The organism is Bacillus sp. iso_77, assembly GCF_056173625.1.
In genome coordinates this window covers 2229924-2255344 of record NZ_CM149683.1, presented here as the reverse complement: position 1 = coordinate 2255344, position 25421 = coordinate 2229924, and the positions used below count along the sequence as shown (strand labels likewise).

General features: G+C 40.8%; 27 protein-coding genes and 1 pseudogene. 22 read left to right on the top strand and 6 right to left on the bottom strand.

All coding sequences use genetic code 11. The annotated features are described in order from the left end of the window. The first annotated feature begins 57 nt into the window (after positions 1-57). The gene (locus AC0VYC_RS11545) at positions 58-975 is read left to right on the top strand and encodes an ROK family protein (RefSeq protein WP_268430305.1); all 918 of its coding nucleotides are present in this window, start codon (positions 58-60) and stop codon (positions 973-975) included. 22 nt (positions 976-997) lie between these two features. Here the strand turns inward: AC0VYC_RS11545 and AC0VYC_RS11540 are convergent, their stop codons facing one another. Next, entirely contained in the window at positions 998-1576 is a 579-nt protein-coding gene (locus AC0VYC_RS11540; protein WP_008342361.1) for a 5' nucleotidase, NT5C type, read from the bottom strand. A gap of 139 nt (positions 1577-1715) precedes the next feature. Between AC0VYC_RS11540 and AC0VYC_RS11535 the strand changes: the two genes are divergently transcribed. Further along, positions 1716-2078: a DUF308 domain-containing protein gene (locus tag AC0VYC_RS11535; RefSeq protein ID WP_008342359.1), complete on the top strand. Its 363-nt coding sequence runs from the start codon at positions 1716-1718 to the stop codon at positions 2076-2078. 48 nt (positions 2079-2126) lie between these two features. On the opposite strand, the gene ispG is transcribed toward AC0VYC_RS11535, so the two are convergent. Both ispG and AC0VYC_RS11525 read right to left on the bottom strand, forming a co-directional pair. After that, positions 2127-3242, bottom strand: coding sequence for a flavodoxin-dependent (E)-4-hydroxy-3-methylbut-2-enyl-diphosphate synthase (gene ispG, locus AC0VYC_RS11530; RefSeq protein ID WP_008342357.1), 1116 nt, complete (start codon positions 3240-3242; stop codon positions 2127-2129). A 106-nt stretch (positions 3243-3348) separates the two neighbouring features. Next, positions 3349-3651: a hypothetical protein gene (locus tag AC0VYC_RS11525; protein ID WP_024718827.1), complete on the bottom strand. Its 303-nt coding sequence runs from the start codon at positions 3649-3651 to the stop codon at positions 3349-3351. A 190-nt stretch (positions 3652-3841) separates the two neighbouring features. Here AC0VYC_RS11525 and AC0VYC_RS11520 point away from each other — a divergent pair, with 190 nt between their 5' ends. Further along, on the top strand, positions 3842-4387 hold the full coding sequence (locus AC0VYC_RS11520; protein ID WP_144679331.1) for a GNAT family N-acetyltransferase: 546 nt from the start codon (positions 3842-3844) through the stop codon (positions 4385-4387). A 39-nt stretch (positions 4388-4426) separates the two neighbouring features. On the opposite strand, the gene AC0VYC_RS11515 is transcribed toward AC0VYC_RS11520, so the two are convergent. Then, positions 4427-5179, bottom strand: coding sequence for a DUF1189 domain-containing protein (locus AC0VYC_RS11515; RefSeq protein ID WP_007501266.1), 753 nt, complete (start codon positions 5177-5179; stop codon positions 4427-4429). A 143-nt stretch (positions 5180-5322) separates the two neighbouring features. Here AC0VYC_RS11515 and AC0VYC_RS11510 point away from each other — a divergent pair, with 143 nt between their 5' ends. The 9 genes from AC0VYC_RS11510 (at position 5323) to pstB (AC0VYC_RS11470) (ending at position 14925) form a co-directional block, all read left to right on the top strand. Then, positions 5323-5808: a DUF456 domain-containing protein gene (locus AC0VYC_RS11510; RefSeq protein ID WP_007501265.1), complete on the top strand. Its 486-nt coding sequence runs from the start codon at positions 5323-5325 to the stop codon at positions 5806-5808. A 184-nt stretch (positions 5809-5992) separates the two neighbouring features. Continuing rightward, positions 5993-6601, top strand: a complete 609-nt coding sequence (sodA, locus tag AC0VYC_RS11505; RefSeq protein WP_007501264.1) for a superoxide dismutase SodA — start codon at positions 5993-5995, stop codon at positions 6599-6601. A gap of 123 nt (positions 6602-6724) precedes the next feature. Continuing rightward, entirely contained in the window at positions 6725-8011 is a 1287-nt protein-coding gene (locus AC0VYC_RS11500) for an MFS transporter (protein WP_008342348.1), read from the top strand. Positions 8012-8133: 122 nt separating this feature from the next. Further along, positions 8134-10269 carry a peptidoglycan D,D-transpeptidase FtsI family protein gene (locus AC0VYC_RS11495; RefSeq protein WP_282916931.1) on the top strand — a complete coding sequence of 712 codons (2136 nt, stop codon included), beginning with the start codon at positions 8134-8136 and terminating at the stop codon, positions 10267-10269. A gap of 214 nt (positions 10270-10483) precedes the next feature. Further along, positions 10484-11401: a phosphate ABC transporter substrate-binding protein gene (locus tag AC0VYC_RS11490; protein ID WP_017367609.1), complete on the top strand. Its 918-nt coding sequence runs from the start codon at positions 10484-10486 to the stop codon at positions 11399-11401. Positions 11402-11480: 79 nt separating this feature from the next. After that, positions 11481-12407: a phosphate ABC transporter permease subunit PstC gene (pstC, locus tag AC0VYC_RS11485; RefSeq protein ID WP_017357999.1), complete on the top strand. Its 927-nt coding sequence runs from the start codon at positions 11481-11483 to the stop codon at positions 12405-12407. Further along, a complete protein-coding gene (gene pstA / locus AC0VYC_RS11480; protein ID WP_007501259.1) occupies positions 12407-13291 on the top strand; it encodes a phosphate ABC transporter permease PstA in 885 nt (294 codons plus the stop codon). The genes pstC and pstA overlap by 1 nt, the downstream gene beginning before the upstream one ends. A 23-nt stretch (positions 13292-13314) precedes the next feature. Next, positions 13315-14127 (top strand): phosphate ABC transporter ATP-binding protein PstB, encoded by an 813-nt coding sequence (pstB, locus tag AC0VYC_RS11475; RefSeq protein WP_475388482.1) that lies wholly within the window; start codon positions 13315-13317, stop codon positions 14125-14127. A gap of 15 nt (positions 14128-14142) precedes the next feature. Next, positions 14143-14925, top strand: coding sequence for a phosphate ABC transporter ATP-binding protein PstB (pstB, locus tag AC0VYC_RS11470; protein ID WP_008342337.1), 783 nt, complete (start codon positions 14143-14145; stop codon positions 14923-14925). 44 nt (positions 14926-14969) lie between these two features. Here the strand turns inward: pstB (AC0VYC_RS11470) and AC0VYC_RS11465 are convergent, their stop codons facing one another. Next, complete coding sequence (locus tag AC0VYC_RS11465) at positions 14970-15470, bottom strand: endolytic transglycosylase MltG (protein ID WP_475388480.1); 501 nt, start codon at positions 15468-15470, stop codon at positions 14970-14972. Then, positions 15467-15814, bottom strand: a complete 348-nt coding sequence (locus AC0VYC_RS11460; RefSeq protein WP_003217285.1) for a hypothetical protein — start codon at positions 15812-15814, stop codon at positions 15467-15469. Before AC0VYC_RS11460 ends, AC0VYC_RS11465 begins: the two co-directional genes overlap by 4 nt. A gap of 451 nt (positions 15815-16265) precedes the next feature. Between AC0VYC_RS11460 and rpmG the strand changes: the two genes are divergently transcribed. From rpmG to AC0VYC_RS11410, 10 genes and pseudogenes are all read left to right on the top strand, one after another. After that, entirely contained in the window at positions 16266-16415 is a 150-nt protein-coding gene (rpmG, locus tag AC0VYC_RS11455; protein WP_008360061.1) for a 50S ribosomal protein L33, read from the top strand. A gap of 49 nt (positions 16416-16464) precedes the next feature. Beyond that, the gene (locus AC0VYC_RS11450; protein ID WP_440608057.1) at positions 16465-17025 is read left to right on the top strand and encodes a 5-formyltetrahydrofolate cyclo-ligase; all 561 of its coding nucleotides are present in this window, start codon (positions 16465-16467) and stop codon (positions 17023-17025) included. An 85-nt stretch (positions 17026-17110) separates the two neighbouring features. After that, a pseudogene (locus tag AC0VYC_RS11445) lies at positions 17111-17375 on the top strand (hypothetical protein). A gap of 89 nt (positions 17376-17464) precedes the next feature. Next, positions 17465-17638, top strand: coding sequence for a hypothetical protein (locus AC0VYC_RS11440; RefSeq protein ID WP_017367602.1), 174 nt, complete (start codon positions 17465-17467; stop codon positions 17636-17638). Between the two features lie 86 nt (positions 17639-17724). After that, positions 17725-19263 carry a rhomboid family protein gene (locus AC0VYC_RS11435; RefSeq protein WP_144668077.1) on the top strand — a complete coding sequence of 513 codons (1539 nt, stop codon included), beginning with the start codon at positions 17725-17727 and terminating at the stop codon, positions 19261-19263. Positions 19264-19333: 70 nt separating this feature from the next. Then, positions 19334-19537 carry a YqgQ family protein gene (locus AC0VYC_RS11430; RefSeq protein WP_008342322.1) on the top strand — a complete coding sequence of 68 codons (204 nt, stop codon included), beginning with the start codon at positions 19334-19336 and terminating at the stop codon, positions 19535-19537. 13 nt (positions 19538-19550) lie between these two features. Next, positions 19551-20504, top strand: a complete 954-nt coding sequence (locus tag AC0VYC_RS11425) for an ROK family glucokinase (RefSeq protein WP_008342319.1) — start codon at positions 19551-19553, stop codon at positions 20502-20504. A 212-nt stretch (positions 20505-20716) separates the two neighbouring features. Next, positions 20717-22636 carry an LTA synthase family protein gene (locus AC0VYC_RS11420; RefSeq protein ID WP_135009246.1) on the top strand — a complete coding sequence of 640 codons (1920 nt, stop codon included), beginning with the start codon at positions 20717-20719 and terminating at the stop codon, positions 22634-22636. 84 nt (positions 22637-22720) lie between these two features. Further along, entirely contained in the window at positions 22721-23842 is a 1122-nt protein-coding gene (locus AC0VYC_RS11415) for a M14 family metallopeptidase (RefSeq protein ID WP_056705261.1), read from the top strand. 316 nt (positions 23843-24158) lie between these two features. Continuing rightward, on the top strand, positions 24159-25412 hold the full coding sequence (locus tag AC0VYC_RS11410) for an MFS transporter (protein WP_039170371.1): 1254 nt from the start codon (positions 24159-24161) through the stop codon (positions 25410-25412). Positions 25413-25421: the final 9 nt, after the last annotated feature.

Sequence of the window (25421 nt, the reverse complement as noted above, 5' to 3'; positions counted from 1 at the left end):
CAACAGATCATCTATTGAAACATATTTGAGTCTTTTGAAATAGGGGAGTGGTCAAAGGTGGCACATTATGTTGTTTTCGATGTAGGCGGAACAAAAACAAAGCATGGGGTCATGGATCGAAATGGTGAGCTGATCACGAGCGGCGACTACGAAACAAACTGCCGACAGCTTGAGCCGTTTTTAGAGGACATGGAGAACGTGGTGAAAGAGTATCAAAGGACTTGGGATATCAAAGGGATTGCGATGAGTCTTCCGGGTTTTGTTGACAGTCAAACGGGTTATACGGAATTTGCAGGAGCGATTATTGCTTTAAATGGCCAAAATGTCAAAACGCTTTTGGAAGAAAAAACATCACTTCGTGTAGAAGTAGAAAATGATGCGAACTGTGCAGCGCTGGCTGAAAAATTTAGTGGTCATGCGAAAGAGTGTGACAGCTTTATATGTATGACGCTTGGGACTGGTGTCGGCGGCGGTATTTTTGCTGGTGGCGAGCTTGTTCGCGGTGCCTCTTTTCGCGGCGGTGAATTTGGTATGATGCTGACAGAAACAGAAAATGGTCAGTTTACCACACTCAACAGCAGTGCTTCGACAGCTGGATTGATACGAAGTTACAAAGAGCAGCAGGGCATTCCACAAAGTCAGCAAATCGACGGTCAAGAAATCTTTGAAAAAGCCAAGCATGATCCGGCCATTGAGAAGATGATCGATCAGTGGTACAAACGAATCGCAATTGGCATTTACAATGTGGCAACAGTTCTCAATCCAGAGAAAATCCTCATTGGCGGGGGCGTGAGTGCAAGGCCCGATTTGATTCCAAACATTGAGAAACATTTACATACTTTGCATGCATGGAAAAACATACAGGTGACACTGGAAACGTGCTATTACTTCAATCAGGCAGGTATGATGGGTGCACTTTATCATTTTTTAATAAAAGAAGGACATCATCGTACAATCAAAAAGCCGATACATTAAACGTATCGGCTTTTGATCTGTTTTAGTAAGCAGTTTGCAGACGCTTTTCATATTGTTTGATCCATTGGGATGCTTCTTGCCAGTTATTAACGCGAATGATCCGTTCATCAATTGGCATTTGATTATACGGTGAGTTAAACAGAATCACTGGAATGTCAGCTTCTTTTGCAATCATTGTGGCATTGCCATGGTGATCTTCAAAAAACACATCGATCTTATGTTTTTGAACAGCTTCCACCTTATGATGTCCGCCAACAAGCTCGATATCGTCGTAATGGACATGATTCTCCTCAAACCATTTGTAGGTGATGTCTGAGTGATGCTGCCTTCTGGCTGTGATATAAATCAATTGATGATGATGTTTCATTTGATTGAGGATTTCTTTTGCACCCTCGGCAGGCTTTGCCTGTTTATAAATAAGAGGCTCATACTCATTCATCCAGCCCCAAAATTCTTCATTTGAAATCTTTAAAAGCTTCGTCAAATCATATTCCGTCATATCATCTAGTGTGATGTCACATTGAAACGACTCATTTAAGTAGGGGACAAAGGTGTCCTGCGCCGTGACTGTGCCATCGATATCAATTCCTAAACGTAACATGCCCACACTCCTCATATTTATCCTCTTAAAGTGTAACATAATCAATTCACAATTCCAGCAAGTTTTAGCAAACATGAAACAGACATTTTTGCTCATACTAAAAAAGCTCCTTTCTATTAACCAAAAGGGGGAATTGATCATGGAAAGAGACGAAGATTTCAGAAGAAATGATCGTGAAATCGACACACACTTTAGTAATGATGATGGCTATTTAGAGGAAACAGCTGCTGAAATAGCAGAGCCATATCAAGCATCAAGAGATCGTGAAGACAGAAGAGAACGTGACCATGTAGGTGACGATTCAGGCAGTAAGGGGATAGGCTATACAGCACTCGCGATTGCGATTATCTCATTATTTGTCTTGCCGGTGCTATTAGGCGTAGCGGCAATCGTCGTTGGTTATATTGCAAGAAGAAAAGGAGCACATGCGCTTGGCGCGTGGTCAATCGGGATCGGAATCGTTTCCGTCATCCTCGGCATCTTTATCACCCCGTTCTTTTAACAGGGCAGGAACAGAAAAACGCCTGACAGTGATGTCAGGCGTTCTTTGTTATGCGTTCGCTTGTTTTGCTTTTTCAGCTTCCATTTTTGCATAATGTTCTTCAGCGATTTTATCGATTTCTTTTTTCAGTTCTTCGACCATTGTTTCTTCTGGCACTTTCCGAACGATTTCACCTTTGCGGAATAAGAGGCCTTCACCTCTAGCGCCAGCGATGCCGATATCAGCTTCACGCGCTTCACCTGGACCGTTTACAGCACATCCGAGAACAGCTACTTTGATCGGTGCTTTAATTTTAGAAATATATTCTTCGACTTCATTTGCAATGCTAATGAGGTCAATTTCAATTCGTCCACAAGTTGGACATGAGATGAGTGTTGCTGCATTAGATGCAAGGCCAAATGATTTTAATAATTCACGTGCCACTTTGACCTCTTCGACCGGGTCAGCACTTAATGAAATACGGAGTGTGTTACCAATCCCCATATTCAAGATTGCGCCAAGACCAGCTGCACTTTTGACCGTACCTGCAAATAACGTACCTGATTCTGTAATCCCAAGATGAAGAGGATAATCAAAGGCTTTTGCTGCTTTTTCGTATGCCTCAATCGCAAGGTTTACATCAGATGCTTTCATACTGACAATGATGTCATGAAAGTCTAGGTCTTCTAAAATTTTAATGTGATGCAGTGCACTTTCAACCATACCATCTGCGGTTGGATAGCCGTATTTATCAAGAATCTTTTTCTCGAGCGAACCGGCGTTTACCCCAATACGAATTGGAATGCCTTTTTCTTTTGCCGCTTTCACAACAGCTTCGACTTTTTCTCGTCTTCCGATGTTTCCTGGGTTGATACGAATTTTGTCTGCACCTGCTTCAATCGCTTTCAGTGCAAGCTTGTAGTCAAAATGAATGTCGACAACAAGGGGGATGTTGATTTGTTTTTTAATGTCCGCAATCGCATTTGCTGCACGCTCATCTGGGCATGCGACACGCACGATTTGACAGCCAGCTTCTTCTAAACGTTTAATTTCAGCTACTGTCGCTTCGACATCATGTGTTTTGGTTGTCGCCATACTTTGAATGACGACTTCATTGTTTCCACCTATAGTTAAAGGTCCCACTTTGACGGGACGCGTTTTTGTACGATGTGTGACTTCACTCACTTGTCAATCGCTCCTTAGTGTACATGCAATTCGTTTGCAGTGTACGACGTGTTTTACATCTCATATTGTAACAGTCTCTTTGTATGAATGACAAGGAATTAACGTTTTATCTCTTATAGACCGGAAACTTGTATGTGCTGCCTGCCCGAATTTCGTTCGCTTTGACGCCTTGATTCAGTGCTTCAAAGTCTTCGATCACTTCATCTAATGGCTTACTTGTATGTACGATAGAGACGACGGTTTGCCCTTGTTTAACAGTGACAGTTTTATATGCCTGTTTTTCAGCTGTTTGAAAGGCGCTGGCGGGAACAGCAGGGCCATCCTGAACGGGGATCGTTCCATTTTTTAAATCAAAAAAGATAATAAAGAGGACAAACAAACTGACTAGTAAAAAAATAATTCGCCGCATTTTACTCACCGCTTTTAAGAGTTTACTTCAGATTATGCATGTCCCTGAGTTGATAGAACAAAAAAGAGTGAAAAAGCTAGGAAGGGTGGTTCTAGTGAGTTCTAGTATGACTTGTAAGTGAAAAAAGTTTGGAAAAAGCAAGCCTAAGCCCTTTCTTTATTATGATAAAATCAAAACAGGGGGAGAGTATATGAAGAAAATCAGTCAGCATATATATGTAAGAACACTAACAGAAAGTGATGCAGAAGCACTATTAACACTTGAACGAGAAAACCGCACTTATTTTCAGCAATTTACTCCTTTGGTTCAGGATGATTTTTTTACTGTACCTCGTCAAAAGGAACGGATAAACCGCAGTATGCACAGGCGTGCAAAAGATGAAGCCTATATGCACGGTATTTTCTTAAATGAAACAGATGCATTAATTGGAACAATCTCACTCAATTCTGTTGAAAGAGGACCGATTCAAGGGGCTTTGCTTGGATATGTACTTGATGAAAAGCAAGGCGGGAAGGGGTATATGACAGAGGCGATTCGTTTGATTATCGATTATGCCTTTTATGAACTGTACCTTCACCGCATTGAGGCTGGCGTAAAACCATCTAACATTGGTTCCATTCGTGTGCTTGAGAAGACAGGGTTTGAAAATGAGGGACTTCATCGTAAAAAAGTAAAGATCAATGATAAGTGGGAAGATCACTATTTGTTTGCGATCATCCATCCAGATGAGTCATAGGGTCAAAACAAATAAAAAAGCTCCCCAAAATGAGGGAGCTTATTTTTTTGCAGGTATTTCTTTAACGACAAGATATAAGAAAATAAAGTTAATCACCCAATTTAATAAAAATGAGTTCGCAACCGGCGTGTTTAATGCACTCATGATGGCGAAAAAGACGGTTGTTAATGTGAGTGAATAGGCAGAGAGCTTCCAAAGCATTTGAAAGGACAGCTCTTTTTGCTGCATTCGTTTAATAAATGTGCCAAGCATGGCTAGGAATGTTGCGCTGATGAACATGAGAGCAGCAGTAGATAGGTACAGCAGGACACAAATGACAGGGATAATGATCGCTTGATTCTGGTTTGTGACGCTGGCAAGTTCATCTTTTGTGAGTGTTCCGCCAAGCAGCTGGTATGGAATATCTGTCATTTGTCCGTCAATGGCAATCACTGCTTTTTCTTTCAATAACGCAATGGCTGTTTGTTTTGATTCAAGCTCACTTGATTTTATTTTTTCAGCGGGATCAAAGATAATCGTGATGCCATTTTCTTCTTTTTCGATCGGCGTGCTTTGATCCGCTTGAAGCGTTCCTTTTTCAATGGAAAAGTCGGGTAAATCTTTTTTAATCACATGTTGAAATCCTGACATCGCATTTGAAATCTCTTGGCTCATATGATAGCCCTGGGGGACAGCTGCGATGATCGAAAGGATAAAGATGAATAAAATGGCCTTTCCAATCCCAGTAAAACGTGCTCTGGCAATATCTTTTGGTGAATAAATTCCTTTTAACAATAAACTAAATACGTTCAACCGATTCACTTCCTACATTCTTTTCTATTTCTCACATTGTATCAATGTCTATCCATCCAGTACAAGTACGGCCTTCATTACTGGTTAAGATAGAAGGAATGAGGCATAATGTATACAGCATATAAAAAGGAGGCGGCAGCGGATTGGACGTGCTGTATTGGATTTTGATCGGCTGTGCATTTATCATTGCGTTTGTGGGACTTGTCTATCCAATCATTCCTAGTGTGGTTTTCATGGTTCTTGGGTTTATTTTATATGGGCTCTTTTTTAGCTTTGAGAAATTGACGCTCACCTTTTGGCTCATTCAAGCCATGTTTACAGCTGTGTTATTTGCAGCGGATTATGTCTCCAATCTGATTGGGGTGAAACGCTTTGGCGGCAGCCGGGCGGCCATTTGGGGAAGTACCATTGGGCTTTTAGCCGGTCCTTTTGTGATTCCGATTGCTGGAATTATCATTGGTCCATTTATCGGCAGTGTCATCGCAGAGCTGCTCGTTCATCAAAAAGATCTGAAGACAAGTGTGAAAGTTGGGCTTGGCTCATTAATTGGTTTTGTGTCAGGCGTATTTGCAAAAGGGTTGATTCAAGCACTGATGCTGGGAATCTTTTTATTTTATGTGCTTCGCTAAATGGAAAATTGGTGTGTTTAACACTCTTTCTGAAGGGTTAAATACAAAATAAACACTGAAATGTTTCAATCATGAGCAATAACGTTGAAACAAGCCGTTTCTTTTGATACTCTTTGATTAGGGTGAATTGCTTGCTTACTAAGGAAGCATTTCAGTACATACATTTCTAAGGAGGAATTTAACCATGGCTTTTAAACTTCCAGAATTACCATATGCTTACGATGCATTAGAACCACATATCGACAAGGAAACAATGACGATTCACCACACAAAACACCATAACACTTATGTAACAAACTTAAACAAAGCAATCGAAGGTGTATCAGCTCTTGAAGATCAATCAATTGAAGAGCTAGTGGCTAACTTGAACTCTGTGCCTGAAAACATTCGTACAGCTGTACGTAACAATGGCGGAGGACATGCGAACCACTCATTATTCTGGACGCTTCTTTCACCAAACGGTGGCGGCGCACCAACTGGTGAACTTGCAGATGCGATCGAAAAAGAATTAGGCGGATTTGAAAAATTCAAATCTGATTTCGCTGCAGCAGCTGCAGGACGCTTTGGTTCTGGTTGGGCATGGCTTGTTGTGAACAATGGCAAACTTGAAATCACAAGCACACCAAACCAAGATTCTCCTTTAACTGAAGGAAAAACACCAATCCTAGGACTAGACGTTTGGGAGCATGCTTACTACCTAAACTACCAAAACCGTCGTCCTGATTACATTTCAGCATTCTGGAATGTTGTGAACTGGGATGAAGTGGCTCGCCTTTACAGCGAAGCTAAATAAATGATTTGATTTGAAAAGACCTGCTTCTCTCTGAGAGCGGGTCTTTTTATATTTTCCCTCCTTTTTTTACATATCTGCCTTTTGATGAGACAGACTATTGTGTAGAAAAGGAGAATGAATGATATGAGCAGATTAAAGAAAATGTTCGGGGACATGGATGTCACAAGAGATTTATTGCTCCTCCTCACGATTGGCGGATTATACGCACTTGCGATTGCGCTTTCGAATACGTTTGTGAACGTGTATTTATGGAAACAGTCTGGGCGATTTACAGACCTTGCGATTTATAACTTGGCGATAGTAGTCCTTCAGCCCATTACCTTTTTATTTGCTGGTCGGCTCGCTAAAAAAATAGATCGTGCATTTGTCCTTCGTTTCGGTGTCATCTTCTTAGCCGCTTTTTACTTAATTGTTCTCATGGCAGGAGAGCAAGCGGCAGCTCGGCTCGTGTTATTAGGCAGTGTGCTTGGAATCGGCTATGGTTTTTACTGGCTTGCCTTTAACGTGCTCACTTTTGAGATCACTGAACCTGAAACAAGGGATTTCTTTAATGGATTTTTAGGAGTGCTTACCTCTACAGCCGGTATGATTGGGCCGCTCATTGCAGGAATTGTGATTTCTCAATTAACGGATGATACAGGCTATACAGTGATTTTCACTTTATCGCTTTTTTTGTTTTCACTAGCGGTGGTGATGAGTTTTTTCCTCAAGAGGAGACAATCAAAAGGAAAATTTATCATTAAGCAAATTTGGAAAGAGCGCCATGCGGACGAGAATTGGCGTAAGATCACAACTGCTCACTTTTTTCAGGGGCTCCGTGAAGGCGTGTTTGTCTTTTTAATCAGTGTCTTTGTGTTTATTGCAACAAACAGTGAGCTTGCTTTAGGCACATTTGGTCTAGTCAATTCAGGTGTTGCCTTTTTCGCCTATTTTTTTGCTACCCGTTTGATTAAGAAAAAATGGCGTAAAAAAGCGATTATGTTTGGCGGGCTTATTTTATACGGCGCTTTATTTTTAATCGTCTTTCACTTGTCCTATGTATCACTGCTTATGTACGCTGTAGCCATTGCGATCGGCTACCCGCTTCTGCTTGTTCCGTATGTCTCTTTAACTTACGATGTCATCGGTCATGCCAGATATGCAAGAAAAGCCCGAATTGAATATATTGTCGTCAGAGAACTATTTTTAAATGCAGGGCGTATTTGTTCGATTGTCTTTTTTCTTTTATCTGTCACCTTACTGGGCGATCGGCTTGGGATTCCTGCTTCACTTGTCGTACTCGGAGCGGGGCACACCCTTATTTATTATTTTGTAAAGGACATTCATTTAAAAGAGAAAACAGCTGATATAGAAGAGGCTGACGGTCAAAAGCCTGTTTCTCAAACGAACCTTATGAAGGGAGAAAGGTAAAATTTCTTACCAATGGAACATCAAATTTCTAGATAAATGATAGAAAAACCGCTAAAATGATGATGGCACCTTTTATACACAAAAAGGGGTGCCATTTCTTTCTTGATAGAAAAGGTGATGTGATGAGAAACAAGAAAAACAAAAAAGACGCGAAGGAAGGGCGCAAAACACTTCCGATCCGGCTGAATTTATTATTTTTAGCTGCGTTCATTATTTTTACCGGTGTTGTGGTCAGACTCGGTTTTGTGCAGATTGTGAATGGAGAAGATTATAAAAAGCAGGCAGAAAAACAAGAAGACGTGAATGTCAGCTCATCTGCTCCGCGCGGAAAAATTTATGATCGAAACTATAACACGATTGTCAGCAATAAAGCGCTAAATGCCATTACATATACGAGAACCTCGACGACTTCACAAGAAGAGCGGCTCAAAGTGGCAACAAAATTAGCAGATATGATTCATGTAAGTACGAAGAAAATCACAGATCGTGATAAAAAAGATTTCTGGATCTTAACCCATCCGAATGAAGCGAAAAAGCTTGTTCAAAAAGAAGCCGATTTAAAGGGTGACGAAAAGGTCTCTGATGATAAACTATACGAGCTCCAGCTGAAACGCATCACAGACAAGGAATTAAATCAACTGACGAAAAATGATTTGCAAGTGCTTGCGATTAAAAGACAAATGGATGCAGGCTATGCACTTACGCCTCAATTCATTAAAAACGAAGATGTTAAACCAAGTGAAATTGCTTACGTCTCTGAGCATTTGGACGAGCTGCCAGGTGTAGATGTCACAACAGACTGGTCACGCAGCTATCCTTATAAAGGACTGCTCCGCAGTATGCTCGGCAGTGTGTCTTCAAGTGATGAAGGTCTTCCGTCGTCACTGCTTGAACATTATCTATCACTCGGCTACAGCCGAAATGATCGTGTAGGAAAAAGCTATCTTGAATATCAATATGAAGATGTCCTGCAAGGTCAAAAAGAAAAAGAACAAAGTACAACGGATAAAGAAGGCAATGTCACAAGCTCTAAAGTGTTAACAGAAGGAAAGAGCGGGAAAGACCTTGTGCTGACGATTGATATTCAGCTGCAAAAAGCGGTGGAAAAAATCATCGAAAAGAACTTGAAAAGTGCGAAGCAAAGAGGCGGCACAGAACTTCTTGATCGTGCGTTTGTTGTCATGATGGACCCGAGAAATGGGGAAGTGCTCTCGATTGCGGGTAAACAGATTACCAATAAGAATGGGACATACAAATTTGATGACTATGCACTAGGAACGATGACATCATCATATGCGATGGGATCAGCAGTAAAAGGGGCAACTGTGCTGACAGGTTATAAAACAGGCGTCCTTCATATTGGAAGCACCCAATACGATGAACCGCTCTATATCGCTCAGTCACCGCCGAAAAAATCCTATCAAAATATGGGACTCATTAATGATTTAACCGCACTAGAACGTTCATCAAACGTGTATATGTTTAAAACAGCGATTGCAATTGGGAAAGGGGAATATCGTAAGAATCAGCCGCTCCCAATTGATACAAAGGCGTTTGATACGTTCCGTTACAATTTTAGTAAATTTGGTCTTGGAGTGGAGACAGGTATTGACCTGCCAAACGAAGCAACTGGCTATCGTGGAACGTCTACACAATCCGGTCTCTTACTTGACTATGCGATTGGACAATATGACACGTTTACACCGCTGCAAATGGCGCAATACGTCTCAACGATTGCCAATGGCGGCTATCGTTTACGTCCTCAGCTCGTAAAAGAAGTGAGAGAGCCAGATCCGCAAAGAGGCATTGGGGCTGTAACGGAGTCCGTCAAGCCGGATGTACTGAATAAGCTCGATATGACAAGTGATGAGATCAAACGCGTACAGCAAGGATTCAAGCTTGTGATGCAGAACCCAAGAGGGACAGCATATTCGAATTTTGGCAACAAAAAATACAATCCAGCTGGCAAAACAGGGACCGCTCAATCATTCTATGACGGCCCGATTAAAAGTAAACGCGGCACACCAACGTATAACACAACACTTGTTGCGTATGCGCCTGCTGATAATCCAGAAGTAGCGATTTCAGTTGTCGTGCCTTGGGTGTATCAAGATTACAACCAGCGCTATCCGATTACAAATGATATTGGTGAACAAGTATTAGACAAGTACTTTGAACTGAAATCAAAACAGGAAAGCAATGATACACAAGCGAAGAACAAAAACAAAATTGAAAATGAAGCAGAAACAAATAACTAGACCTTTTCTAGGTAAAAACGCTCACTTTTTGTGGGCGTTTTTTTATATTTTCTTCAAACTTTTCGATATAAATTGACAAAAATCATAAAAAACCCCGCAATTTCTCTACAAATCTTCGACATTTACAAAACCTTAACATTCCATTTAAACGAAATTAATAAAGAACCTTTAATGTATTACTCGTAGGACAAATTATTCAGGGGGTATTCTTGAAATGAAAAAGAACAAATTATGGCTGCTTACTTTCCTTACTATCGCATTGTTAGCATTCGTCACAGCATGCGGAAACAGCAGCTCAAGCGGAGATTCAAAAGACAGTAAAGGAAATGCTTCAAACAAAGATGAGGCATCAGGTTCCATTACCATCTCAGGATCATCTGCGATGCAGCCTTTAGTTCTTGCGGCAGCAGAAAAATTCATGGATAAACATCCAAAAGCCGATATTCAAGTACAAGCCGGCGGTTCAGGAACAGGACTTTCTCAAGTATCAGAAGGATCTGTACAAATTGGGAACTCAGATGTATTCGCAGAAGAGAAAGACGGAATCGACGCAAAAGCTTTAAAAGACCACAAAGTAGCAGTTGTTGGAATGGCGGCAGCTGTTAACCCTGAAGTTGGTGTCAAAGACATCACAAAGGACGAATTGAAAAAAATCTTCACTGGTAAAATCAAAAACTGGAAAGAGCTTGGCGGGAAAGACCAAAAAATCACACTTGTGAACAGACCAGACTCATCAGGAACTCGTGCAACATTTGTGAAATATGCACTTGACGGCGCGACACCTGCAGAAGGAATCACAGAGGATTCTTCAAACACAGTGAAAAAGTTGATTGCAGAAACACCAGGTGCGATTGGGTACCTAGCATTCTCTTATTTAACAGATGACAAAATTACACCGCTTAGCATTGATGGTGTGAAACCAGAAGAAAGCAATGTAGAAAGCGGTAAATATACAATTTGGGCATATGAGCACTCTTATACAAAAGGTGAGCCAGAAGGTTTAGCAAAACAATTTTTAGATTACTTGATGAGTGACGAAGTACAAAAAGAAATCGTTAAAGACCAAGGCTACATCTCAGTCTCTAATATGAAAGTAGAAAGAGACGCAACAGGCAAACAAACAGATAAGTAAAAGGTCTTGAATTGATGATGAAGGAAAAGTGGAGCTTTTCACTTTTCCTTTTATGACATTCATAGGAGTGTAGAAAAAGATGAAACAGATAGAACATACAGAAGCGAGCGATCGACTGATCAGCTCGAAAAAAAATAGGCAAATGGATGAAGTAAGAGGAAGTATTTTGGTGAAATTTTGCGCATTCTTAATGATTGCTGTATCAATTGCCATCACAATCTTCCTTGGCATTAAGGGTTTACAATCTTTCATCGTAAATGGTGTAAGCCCAATTGAGTTCTTAACCAGTATCAATTGGAACCCTACAGCGGAAAATCCGCAATACGGCGCATTTCCATTTATCTTTGGATCAATCGCTGTCACGCTTCTATCAGCACTCATAGCAGCACCGCTAGGCATCGCAGGAGCGATCTTCATGACAGAAATTGCACCTGCATGGGGACGGAAAATTCTCCAGCCAGTGATTGAACTGCTTGTAGGGATTCCATCCGTTGTTTACGGATTCATAGGTCTTACAGTATTGGTGCCGTTTATTGGACACTTTAAGTCAAGCGGTTCAGGGCACAGTGTGTTAGCAGGAACGATTGTCCTTTCTATTATGATTCTGCCAACTGTTACATCCATTGCAACTGACGCAATGGCTTCACTTCCAAAAAGTTTACGTGAGGGATCGTATGCATTAGGCGCAACAAGATGGCAAACGATCAGACGTGTTCTTGTACCTGCAGCGCTGCCAACATTAATGACAGCAGTCGTGCTTGGAATGGCAAGAGCATTTGGAGAAGCCCTTGCCGTTCAGATGGTCATTGGAAACACGCGTAATCTACCAGAAAGTATTATGGACACAGCTGGTACATTAACAACCATTATTACGTTAAACATGGGACATACAACGTATGGAAGTGTTGAAAACAATACACTTTGGTCAATGGGACTTGTCCTTCTAGTTGTATCATTTATGTTCATACTCATTATCAGATACTTGTCATCTAGGAGGAAGATTTAATGAATAGCAAAATGACCGATCGTTTTGCCACAATCGTTTTTGGATTATGTGCCGCCATTATTACGGCGATACTTGTTGGCTTGTTTTCTTATATCATCTTCAACGGTGCCAAAGAATTAAATTTTGACTTTTTGACTACCCGCTCAAGTGCGATTGGCTCTGGTGGCGGTATTAGGGATCAGCTGTTTAACTCGTTTTACATTCTATTTATTACGATGCTGTTTACCGTGCCTCTTGGCGTGGGCGGCGGGGTGTACATGGCAGAATATGCACCTCAAAACAAAGTGACTGATTTTATTCGTACATGTATTGAAGTGTTATCTTCTCTGCCATCGATCGTCATCGGTATGTTTGGTTTGCTGATGTTTGTTAATTTAACAGGATGGGGCTATACGATCATCGGAGGAGCCCTTGCGCTGACAGTCTTTAACCTGCCAGTGATGGTCAGGGTGACAGAAGATGCACTTCGATCTGTACCGAAGGATCAAAAGGAAGCATCGCTTGCGCTCGGTGTGACAAAGTGGCATACAGTGAAGACGGTTCTGATCCCAGGTGCGATTCCATCCATTATAACTGGAGCAATTTTAGCATCGGGAAGAGTTTTCGGTGAGGCGGCTGCTCTTCTTTTCACAGCAGGTCTTTCAACACCGCGTCTTGATTTTACAAACTGGAGTCCTTTCTCCGATACGTCACCACTCAATATTTTTAGACCGGCAGAAACATTAGCCGTTCATATATGGAACGTCAATACACAGGGGATTATTCCAGATGCAGAGGCCATTGCAAATGGTGCATCAGCCGTACTTGTGCTCTCTGTATTAGTATTCAACTTAGCAGCTAGATGGCTTGGTTCATTTATTCATAAGAAGCTTACGTCAAAATAAATAGTGAGAGGTGTGAAGGGGATATGGTTCAAATGCTAGCAGAAAAAAAAGAGATTGAAGCAAAAAAGGCTCCACTTCAAGCGGAACAGATTCTACAGGTGCAGGATTTAAGTATTTATTATGGTGAAAAAAGAGCAGTCAATCAAATTTCATTTGAAATTGAAAAAAATGCAATTACTGCATTAATCGGCCCATCAGGGTGCGGAAAATCGACTTTTTTACGCAGCATTAACCGCATGAACGACCTAATTCCAGGTGCACGAAGTGAAGGGGCGATCATGTACGAAGGGTTAAATATTTTGGATGACCGTATTAATGTGGTGAATTTAAGAAGAGAAATCGGGATGGTCTTCCAAAAGCCAAATCCATTTCCTAAATCCATCTACAACAACATTACGCATGCGCTAAAATATGCGGGTGAAAAAAGGAAATCAGTGCTTGATGATGCGGTAGAAGAAAGCTTAACAAAGGCAGCGCTATGGGATGAGGTCAAAGATCGCTTGCACCGCTCTGCCTTATCATTATCAGGAGGCCAGCAGCAGCGCCTCTGTATTGCACGTACCCTTGCGATGAAACCTAGCGTGCTTTTATTAGATGAACCGGCTTCTGCCTTAGACCCGATCTCAAATGCAAAAATTGAAGAACTATTATCGGAATTAAAACATGATTATTCGATTGTCATTGTCACACACAATATGCAGCAAGCGTTACGTGTATCTGATCATACAGCCTTTTTCCTGAACGGTGATCTAGTGGAATACGATGCGACTGAACGTATCTTTACACGTCCTGCGCAGCAAAAAACAGAAGACTATATTAATGGTCGATTCGGATAAGGCGGGTGGATTTTGATGAATGCAGTAGCAACTGAAACAGTCAAAAAAGAAGTGTTTCGTGTGAATGATATGAACCTTTGGTACGGACAGCATCACGCACTGAAGCATATTGATTTAGACATTAAAGAGCATGAGGTCACAGCGATTATCGGTCCGTCCGGCTGCGGAAAGTCAACTTTTATAAAGACCTTAAATCTCATGGTCAAAACAGTGCCAGGTGTGAAAATCACCGGGGATATGATGTATAACGGTGACAATATTTTAAAAGGCCGTGTCGATCTAGTGGAACTGCGTAAAAACGTCGGGATGGTCTTTCAAAAAGGAAACCCATTCCCTCAATCTATCTTTGATAATGTCGTCTACGGGCCAAGAATTCACGGGGTGAAGAGCAAGCAGCAATTGAAAGAAATCGCTGAAAAAGCGCTTCGTGATGTTGCCCTTTGGGATGAAGTGAAAGATCGATTAAGTGCGCCTGCATTAGGTCTTTCAGGCGGTCAGCAGCAGCGTCTTTGCATCGCAAGAGCCATTGCCACAAGCCCGGATATTCTATTAATGGATGAACCAACATCTGCGCTTGATCCTGTTTCAACATTAAAGATTGAAGAATTAATCATGAAACTGAAAGAGAAATATACGATTGCCATTGTGACGCATAATATGCAGCAAGCGGCAAGGGTATCAGACCGAACAGCGTTCTTCTTAATGGGCGAGCTTGTTGAGGTCAATGATACGAATGTGATGTTCTCAGAGCCAAATGATCAAAGAACAAATGATTATATATCAGGACGATTTGGATAATCAAAAACCCCCTGGAGGTCAATGCCGCCAGGGGGTTTTTGATGTTATTTTGTTAAGGCTTTGACGATTTGTTTGAATGTCATACCTGTTTTTAAATTGAATTTGCCGGCACGAATTTCTTTATGGTAGCCTGCGTCTATCACGTAATCATTAAAATCTTTAGACGAGTTGATGATTCCGTCTTTTTCAAGCATGTCTGAAACATCACTTGTGCTCATACCATTTTTAATCACGAATTTAACCGTTTTGCCTTTTGGCTTGTCCGTTGTTTGTTTATCGTTCTGAGAATCGCCGTCTTCATTTGCTTTCAGCGCTTTTTCTTTATAATCAAGAAGTTGTTGATATGTTTCACGGCTGACGGAGACTTCTTTTTTAGAGTCTAAGTAATTTTTCACGTCAGTGTCTGTCACTTTCGCTGCGAAGGTTTCTTTTGTTGTAGAATCAGCCGCCGCTTCATCTTTTCCAGTAAGGAAAAAGACGATCGCCAGAACACCAGTTGCAAGAATCATACCTGCTGCAAACGTTTGGATGCTTTTTTTCGTCATACAAGCACCCTCTCGTTGTCTTTAATGATCATGTTCACATCTTCTACAGATACATGCTCAGCGCGCGCAATCGCCTCAGGAGACATGCCATTTTGATGCTTTGAAATGATTTGTCTTGCAATAGATGGATCAATTTCTGAATGCTTGCGGACAACGATGTTTGTTTCAAGCAATTCTTCTTCAAGAACCTTCATTTTCTTTTTCAGTTTATAGATTTCTTGCATTGCAGATAGTTGAAGTGTTTCAAGTTCCTGTTCGACTTCTTTAATCGGCTCTCTTTGAAAATATGAGAATGCGATCAGTACAATACTGACAACAAGCAATCCGATAATTGCAATTTCCATGTTTCATCACCTTTTATTCATATTTTAATGCTGAAAGCCAAAAAAGGCTCTCATGATTGTTTCAGACAGTTTTCGACCCTTCTTTTTTATACCATAAAAAAGCTAGTTTCAAAAGGAATTGCTGAAAAAATCACCTTTTTTTCATCATTTTTCTTTTTATAGAGAAACCAAGTATGAAAACCTTGCCCGCTGTTAAAATAAAAGAAGACGGATCAGATGAAAAAAAGCTGTGGAACAAAGAGGGGGTTCTCATGTATACAGTACGACAAAGAACGTGTTTTTATAGGGGAGAAGGCGATTTTTCATCACATGACCAGACAATATGGATCAGGATGCGGGTGGAATGCATTGAAAAATGAAATTGGTGAAAAAACATTCTAGCATTCCTTAGCTAGAAGTGGTATTATAGTTAGGTCTGAATGTGAATTGATTTTAGTTTGGAGGGAAAAACATGCGCGTAAATATTACTCTAGCTTGCACTGAATGCGGTGAGCGTAACTATATTACTAAAAAGAATAAGCGAAACAATCCAGATCGCGTTGAATTCAAAAAGTATTGCTCACGTGATAAAAAACAAACTTTACATCGTGAAACAAAGTAAGCAGCAGGGAATTTTCCTGCTGTTTTTTTATGATGGGAGATGAACCTGTATGAAAAAGGAGCTCCGCCTTCAAACATTAGCCATGCTTGATCAGATAGGCGCTGAAGAGTTCAATCGCTACGCCGCTCTAATTCATGAACACGTGCTACAGCTGTCAGAATGGAAACAGGCGAAAACGATTGCTTTGACTATGTCTAGGGGAAAAGAAATACCGACAATGCCTCTGATTGAAAAAGCGTGGGAAGAAGGAAAAACAGTTTGTATTCCCACCTGTTTTCCGAAAACAAAAGAGATGGTGTTTTATGAATATACACCTGAAACAAAGATGACATCCAGCTACTTTGGACTATTGGAGCCAGACCCTCTTGAGTCTAAAGCTGTACATAAAGAAGCCATTGATTTGATCATTGTCCCTGGGGTGTGCTTCGATCAACGTGGTTACCGGATTGGGTTTGGTGGGGGCTATTATGATCGCTACTTAGCGGACTACCACGGCGTAACCATTGCCCTTTGTTTGTCTTTACAGCAGACGAGGCATATTCCGGCTGAAGCGCACGACATACCGGTATCTATGATTGTCAGTGAAAAAGGTACGTTATATCAAAAGTGAAAGCCCGCTCATTGTCCAAAAACGGGCTTTTTGTGTTGAGCTCGTTTCATTAGCTCAGGGCATTTTAGCTAGTAGGAGTCATATATTGAAAAAATTTCGAGGAAAGAAAAGATACTTCCGTAATTTGTGGGAGGAAGTGAATACTTTTGACTTACAACTTGATCATGATTCATGGGTTTATTTTTGGCATACGCACCTTGATTTTTTTTGGAGTCGGAAAAATAAGAAGAGAGCATATCAAAGCGTTCAAAGATTTAATCGCCCTTCATCAATTTGACGTTTCTTATGATCAATCAGAGTGTGAAGAGGTCTATTATATTCAATCAAAAGAACAAGGGATTAGAGTGTGAAAGTAGATCGCATGGTAAGAGATAAAAATGATGGTTCATGCATAAACAAATCCTATTTAAGCCACGATACGAACATAGGAGGGAATATGATGAATAAAATGATTTGGAGCATTGTGTTCACACTGTTTGCATTCGTTCTTGTGCAAAATCGTTATCGGCTCATGAATTTGATCTTAGGTCAAAACCAAGTGCGTCACTTTTTTATTAAATGGCTGATGAAAATTCCATATTTTCGGACGAAATTTATTCGCCAAGCATTCTAATCCCGCAAAAGCCGGGATTTTTTTGTTGAGAAATGCGTATAAGAGTAATTCTTGCTATAATAATGTAAAAAATGGAGCGCGAATGAATGAATGTCATAGATAGTCTATTTTGGCGAGTGATTGATGAACTCAGACAAAAAGGATACGAGATGATTCAAAGTCCGTACCCAGAAGATGAAATCTTTTTTGAAGCACCACGAAACTCAGGATATGATCTCATCCGTCTCTATAGAAGAGATGTGAATTTTAGACAGGAGATCGTTCGAGATATGGAAGAGCAGGCCTTTCGGATGAATCAGTTGAGAGAAGCCATGCGTAAACGTTCTCTTCATCTCCTGCAACTACAATTTACAGCTGACCATCCAGTAGATGATTGGGAAGACATAAACGGTCAACCGCAAAAACAGCAAAAGGTGACGGTGACACCTGTTTTACTGAATGAAGAAACCCTTCAAAACGATGGACACGAGCTGCAAAAATGGCTGAATACATCACTCTCGATTGATGTAGAAGAGGCGAAGGCAGATACAGCCGAAGATGTAATGCAGCTTAAAATGAACGTGCTTCAGGCATTTCAAGATCAGGAAAAGCAACGTGAACGAGAACGGGCCGTTTTTCAAAATGGCAGACCGATTTTTACCTACTTGTTAATCGCAGTTCAAGTGGTGATGTTTCTTTTACTCGAATTATCTGGTGGAAGTACCAATACAGCCACTTTAACAGCATTCGGTGCGAAAAATAATGTGCTGATTTTAGAGGGTGAATGGTGGCGTTTTGTGACACCTATGTTTTTACACATTGGTTTGACGCATTTACTCTTTAATACATTTGCTCTTTGGTCCGTTGGAGCGGCTGTTGAGAGAATTTATGGTTCAGGAAGATTTTTGCTGATTTATTTAGTTTCCGGCATCTTTGGCTCCATAGCGAGCTTTGTGTTTAATACAGCCATCGCAGCAGGAGCATCAGGTGCAATCTTTGGCTGTTTAGGCGCATTGCTATATTTAGCGATCTCTAACCGGAAGCTCTTCTTTCGTACGATGGGGACAAATATTATCGTGATTATCCTCATCAATTTAGGGATAGGTTTCACTGTATCAGGGATTGATAATGCAGGGCATCTTGGGGGGCTCGCTGGGGGATTTTTAGCCGCTTTAGCGGTCCGTCTTCCTAAACAGTTTCAGCCTGTCAAAATGCTTCTTGCTAGTTTTCTTCTCCTCCTTATTGGCGGCTTTGGATTGTATACAGGGTTTCATTCAGACGATCAAAAAGAAGCGGCGGCAACTAGCGAGGCAGCGAGTTTATTTGATGAAAAGAACTATAGCGAAGCAAGTCAGCGTCTAGAGGAATATGTAAAGCAAAAGGATGCCTCAGCTGAAGCACTTCATATATATGCGCTTTCCGAAGCACAGCTTGGACATCTTGACAAGGCCATTGAGTATTTGCAAAAGTCGCTTGAAAAAGATCCAAATGAGCCGAATAAATTGTATCACTTATCGTTGTTGTATGTAGAAAAAGGCGAGACAGCGGAAGCAGACGACTTCATCGAAAAAGCATTAAAACAAGATCCGCAAAATGACCAATTTTTAAAGTTGAAACAATATATTGAAAACACTCAAACACGTTGAATGACTTGACTGAAAGCGTATTTATGAATACGCTTATCCTATCTGTTGATTTAGAGAAATGGTGAAAATAATGAAAACGTTATATGATGTACAGCAGCTGCTCATGAGATTTGGAAATTACGTGTATTTCGGAGATCGTGAAGTGGAATTAGAATTTATGGCAGATGAATTGAAGGAAATGTATACATCGGGCATCATCGATCGAACTGAATGGTCAAACGCAATGACCATCCTTCAAATGGAACTAGCCAAATTAAATCGAAAAACAATGTGAAGGTGGAGGACATATGACAGGGGATTGGTTTGTAGGAGTTGATCTTGGCGGTACGACAATTAAGCTTGCGTTTATTAATCTTTATGGTGAAATTCAGCATAAGTGGGAGATTCCTACGGATAAATCTGGGCAGACAATTACAGTCGACATTGCCAAGTCAATTGACCATAAACTAGTTGAGATCAGCATGCCGAAATCAGCCCTAATTGGGATCGGTATGGGGGCACCTGGACCAGTGGATAAAGTATCCGGAATTGTCTATAAAACAACGAATCTGGGCTGGACAAACTATCCCTTAAAAGACCATTTAGAGGCAGAGACAGGACTTCCATCTGTCATCGAAAATGATGCGAACATTGCTGCACTCGGTGAAATGTGGAAGGGTGCAGGTGATGGCGCCAAAAACATCCTGATGGTTACACTGGGCACAGGGGTTGGCGGCGGTATTATTGTCAATGGAGAAGTGGTTCAAGGCGAAACAGGTGCTGGTGGAGAAATTGGTCATATTTGTGCCGTTCCATTTCAAGGAGCACCATGTAACTGCGGGAGAACAGGCTGTATTGAAACCATTGCGTCTGCCACAGGTATCGTCCGAATCGCAAAAGATACATTACAAACAAAGAGCCATACATCATCACTTGGCTCACTTACTTCGCTGTCTGCAAAGGATGTATTTGAGGCAGCAGAAAACGGAGACGAACTTGGGATGCATGTCGTAGATGAAGTAACAACCCATCTTGGTCTTGTCCTTGCGAATCTAGCCAGTGCCTTAAACCCAACAAAAATCGTCATTGGCGGCGGTGTATCTAAAGCGGGCGAGCTTCTTCGCAGTAAAGTAGAGCGTGTCGTCAAACATCATGCCTTCCCGCCATGTGCTGAGGATGTTGAAGTGGTGATTGCCTCACTAGGAAACGATGCAGGCGTGATCGGTGGTGCATGGATGGCAAAAAACAAGTGGTTGTCTTGAACAAAAATGTCATAATGATGTCATTTTTATTAAAATCAGCGATAGATAGGCATGAAATTGAATGTTTAGCATATTCATAAGTTTGTCATGGGGAAAAAGACATTGATTTTCCATCATAGACAGGATAAGATATACTTTAGTTATTTTTGAAGAAGCACCAATAATTGGGGATGTCCCTAACCTGAGTGCGTTTTTAGCATAAGGAGGTTACAATGCGAAAGAAAAGATTAAAGGCGATTTCATTTTTACTGATTGCGACTTTGTTAATGTGGGTGAAAACCTATGTTATCTATAAATCTAGTTTTAATATCAAAATTGAAAATTTCATGCAGGAATTTATCCTGTTTATTAATCCGCTTAGCTTTCTCTTGTTTATCTTCGGTATCGGTTTATTCTTTAAAGAAAAAAATCGCAATCGATATATCATCGTGACGAGTTTTGTTCTGACATTTATTTTGTTAGCTAACATTGTATTTTATCGATTCTACAGTGATTTTCTAACCATCCCCGTCCTATTTCAAACAAACAATATGGGTGACCTCGGGTCAAGTATTACCTCTTTAATTGAACCAGTTGATTTTCTGATGTTTGTTGATATCATCATTTTAATTTGGCTCTATAAAAAACAGCCTTCCTTTAGAACAGATGTAACGATTTCACGTAAGGGACGTGCAGCTTATTATTTATTTGTGGCAGCCACTTTCTTTTTTAACCTTGGTTTGGCTGAAACAGAAAGACCAGAGCTGTTAACTCGTTCATTTGACCGTGAGATGCTAGTGAAAAACATCAGCTTATATAACTTCCATATTTATGATGGGGTTCTGCAATCGAAGCAATCCGCTCAGCGAGCACTTGCCGACAGCAATAGCTTAACTGAAATTGAAAACTATGTAAGCGCAAATCAAACAGACCGTAATGAAAAGACGTTTGGTCAAGCAAAAGGACGAAATGTCATTCTAGTATCGCTTGAGTCTACCCAGAGCTTTGTGATCAATGAAAAATTGAATGGGAAAGAGATCACGCCGTTCTTAAACAAATTGATCAAGAAAAGCTACCATTTCAGTAATTTCTATCATCAAACGGGTCAAGGGAAAACATCGGACTCCGAGTTTATTGTTGATAATTCACTCTATCCGCTTGGAAGAGGAGCTGTATTTTTCACAAATCCAAGCAACGAGTTCAAAGCCGCACCTGAGTTGTTAAAAGAGGAAGGCTATCATTCTTCTGTTATTCATGCGAATAACAAAAGTTTCTGGAACCGTGACCTGATCTATGACAGCTTTGGCTACGACAAATTTTTTGATATTAAATCATTCGATGTAAATGAAGAAAATTCAGTTGGCTGGGGACTAAAAGATGGTCCGTTTTTTGAGCAGTCAGTAGATTTAATGAAAACGATCCCGCAACCGTTCTATACGAGATTGATTACATTAACGAACCATTTTCCATTTGACTTAGATGAAGAAGATAAGCTCATTGATGAATATGACTCAAAGAGCAAAACGTTGAACAAATACTTCCCTACAGTGCGTTATCAAGATGAGGCACTAAAGCTTTTCTTTAAAAAAATGAAGGAAGCAGGGTTATACGACAACTCCATTTTTGTGTTATATGGTGATCACTACGGGATTTCTGAAAACCATAACGAAGCAATGGGACAATTCTTAAACAAAGACATTACACCTTTTGAAGAAGTTCAGCTTCAAAAAGTACCATTTGTTGTACACATTCCAGGTATCACGGATAAACATCCAAAAGAGATTGATACAGTTGGCGGGCAAGTAGATATCCGTCCAACAGTCATGAACCTTCTAGGAATCGATACAAGCAAGCAAATTCAATTTGGTCATGACCTATTATCAAAAGATACAAATGACTTCACAGTGCTTCGAGATGGAAGTTTTATTACGAAGGACAGTGTTTTCACAGCTGGTGTGTGCTACAACAAAGAAACGGGTGAGCCGAGAGAAGATGAGTCTGTTTGTCAGTCTTATGAAGAAAAGGCAAAACAAGAGCTTCAATTCTCTGATCAAATTATCTATGGAGATCTCCTTAGATTTTATGACCGAAACAACTCGGACCATTCACCATCTAAAAAAGAAGATGACACTGAGCTAAAAAAGGCGTCTTAATTTAAAAGAAAACCTCTGCTATTTACATGCAGAGGTTTTCTTTTTTTACTTACTGGTTCATATAGTGTAAGAGGAGGGATGTAAATGAAAAAGTCGTTTGGCACAATTGAATGGCATCTGGATGAGGCAAGGAAGGAGGATGTGGCAAAGCAGCTTGGTATAGGGAAAGAAGCTTTCCGTTTGTCCAATCAGTCAAATACGGAGCACCTCCTTTTACCGGGGTATAGACTTCCAGAAGGGACCCATTCATTTCAATCGGTAGGTGAGGTGCAAAGCTTCATTGCGCCTTACCGGCTCCAGCAATCAGATGATTGGATCAGCGGCACATTTGAATATGATAGCGCTCACTTAGAACGAGAGCTTCAATATTTGAAAGCTGTTTTTCCTTTTCTTCAGATGAGTGTGATTGGTCAATCAGTGCTTGATACGCCCATTTATGAAATCCGTACGGAGCCTGTACAACATTTACATTCCATACATGTTAATGCCTCTTTTCATGCAAATGAATGGATCACGACCTCTGTTTTATTAAAATGGCTTAAATCACTTTGTTTAGCGGCCTCGGACCCAGTGCAAGCAAGACATCATGAAGCGGTTCGTATATTGCAGACCACTGCTTTGTCTATTGTCCCGATGGTAAATCCAGACGGTGTTGATTTGGTTCGCAATGGTCCAGAATCTTTAGGGTTGTGCCGTGAGGAGTTCGCGCCGCTAAATGGTGGATTTTCCGATTATCGAGAATGGAAGGCGAATATTCGAGGAATTGATTTAAACAATCAATTTCCTGCTTATTGGGAAATCGAATATTATCGTAATAAGCCGAAGGCACCGTCTTATAGGGATTTCCCAGGGCATCAGCCGTTAACAGAACCAGAAGCGAAAGCAATGGCACATCTCGCCTTACGAAAACGCTTTGATCGGCTAATTGCCCTTCATACACAAGGAGAAGAGATATACTGGGGTTTTCTTGGCCACGAACCGGCCATTTCAAAAGAGACGGTCGAACGGTTAGAACGGGTGAGCGGTTACAAAGCGATTCAATATCTTGATAGCTATGCAGGTTATCGTGATTGGTTTATTTATCAATGTAAAAGTGAGGGATATACGGTGGAACTTGGGCGAGGAAAGAACCCGCTTTCTATGAGTCAATTTGATTCGATCTATGAAAAAACAAAGCGGTTATTGTGGGAAGCATGTAAGTATTAAAAGCACCTAATCGGTGCTTTCAGCGTGTAGACAAACCCTCGCATTCTTTGTTAGTCCTGCGTGCCGGTGCTCACGAATGCGCCAGTACTCGTCCTTCCTAGGGCTGCAAAGGTTTTCTATCACGCTGACAAGAAGACAAAGGGCTAAAATCAAGTTCATTTTCGCCCTTTGTCAACAATCATTTAATACGTTCAAACCAATCAATTTCTTATGGTCAATAAAAACCGTGCTGATGTGATTGACGAGAGCATTCCTGTAAGCTATTGTGAAAGAGTGGATGTAAAAAAAAGGATATGAATTAGGGAGATGTCGATGATTGAATGCTCAAAGCCTGTGGAAACGGAATTTTACTTATCTATTTGTTTCTAAAATGTGTAAAATTACTGCTGATAGTTTATCTTTTAACACCATTTTGTGGCTTTTAGTGCTAGGGGGAAAAGGAGCAATTGGAACAGCATTTTTTATTGCCGTTAGTTTTGTCCCTCAAGCCATTATTGGGCCGTTTATTACCCCAATGATGAAGCCGCATCAATTGAAATTTTGGATGTGCTTTGCTGATTTAACTCGGGCGGCGATTATACTTGTGATTGTGGTGAGTTACTTTTATGATTTTTCTCCTTTGGCACTCATCATTGGCGGTATGTTGCTGCATTCAGCGACTGGTGGTTCCTATGAACCAGCTTCGGTGTCCATTATTCCAAAGCTTGTGCATGAAGATGTGATACAAAAGGCGAATGCAACCATTCAATCAGCCAGTCATGTGGTCAGGCTTGTGACTGTGACGATTTGTGGTGTCATGATTGCATTTGTAGGGGTAGGATATACAATGCTTGTCATTATTCCTCTTTACCTCATGTCCGCTTTGCTGGTTTTGCTGATTACATATAAAACGGAAGCGATCATGGATAAAGGTAAAAAAGGATTATCTTACGGAAAACGATTAATAAGAGGATTTTCACTTGTGAAAAGTCATCATATTTTGTTTCCATTAGCCATTTTTTGTGTCTGCTCCAATTTTGCTGCGGCACCGTGGGAGGCATTGTCGGTTATTTATTTAACAGAAGATTTACATAGTGGACCAGTAGTATATTCATTCATCAAAGTGACCACGGCATTGGGTGCATTTTTGATGGGATTCGTTTTAACAAAGGTGAAAGTGAATCGATACGGTCTGTTGTTTATCGGGGCAGGGATCGTTGATGGAATTGCATTTTTCATTACAGGGATGAATGCCTTATTACCACTTGTGTTTATATCTGCATTTGCCTTAGGTGCAGCCATCAGTGCAGTCAATGTACCTGAACATACGATGATTCAATTGTCAGTAAAAGCGGAGGATCAGCCGCAAGTGTATGCGATTATTAACATGATCTCGTATTTAATGATACCGTTAGGCGCTCTCATTGGTGGTTATATGGCGACGTTATTCGGTTCAGGTTATGTCATTGCAGCAGGAGGACTGATCGAAGCCATTTCAGGTATATGCTTGCTCCTTTTCACAAATATTGGGAAGGTAGAGAGAGCAGATTTGACGATAGAACGGGACAAACCAAGCTTAAACGCCACATGATCATGGCAT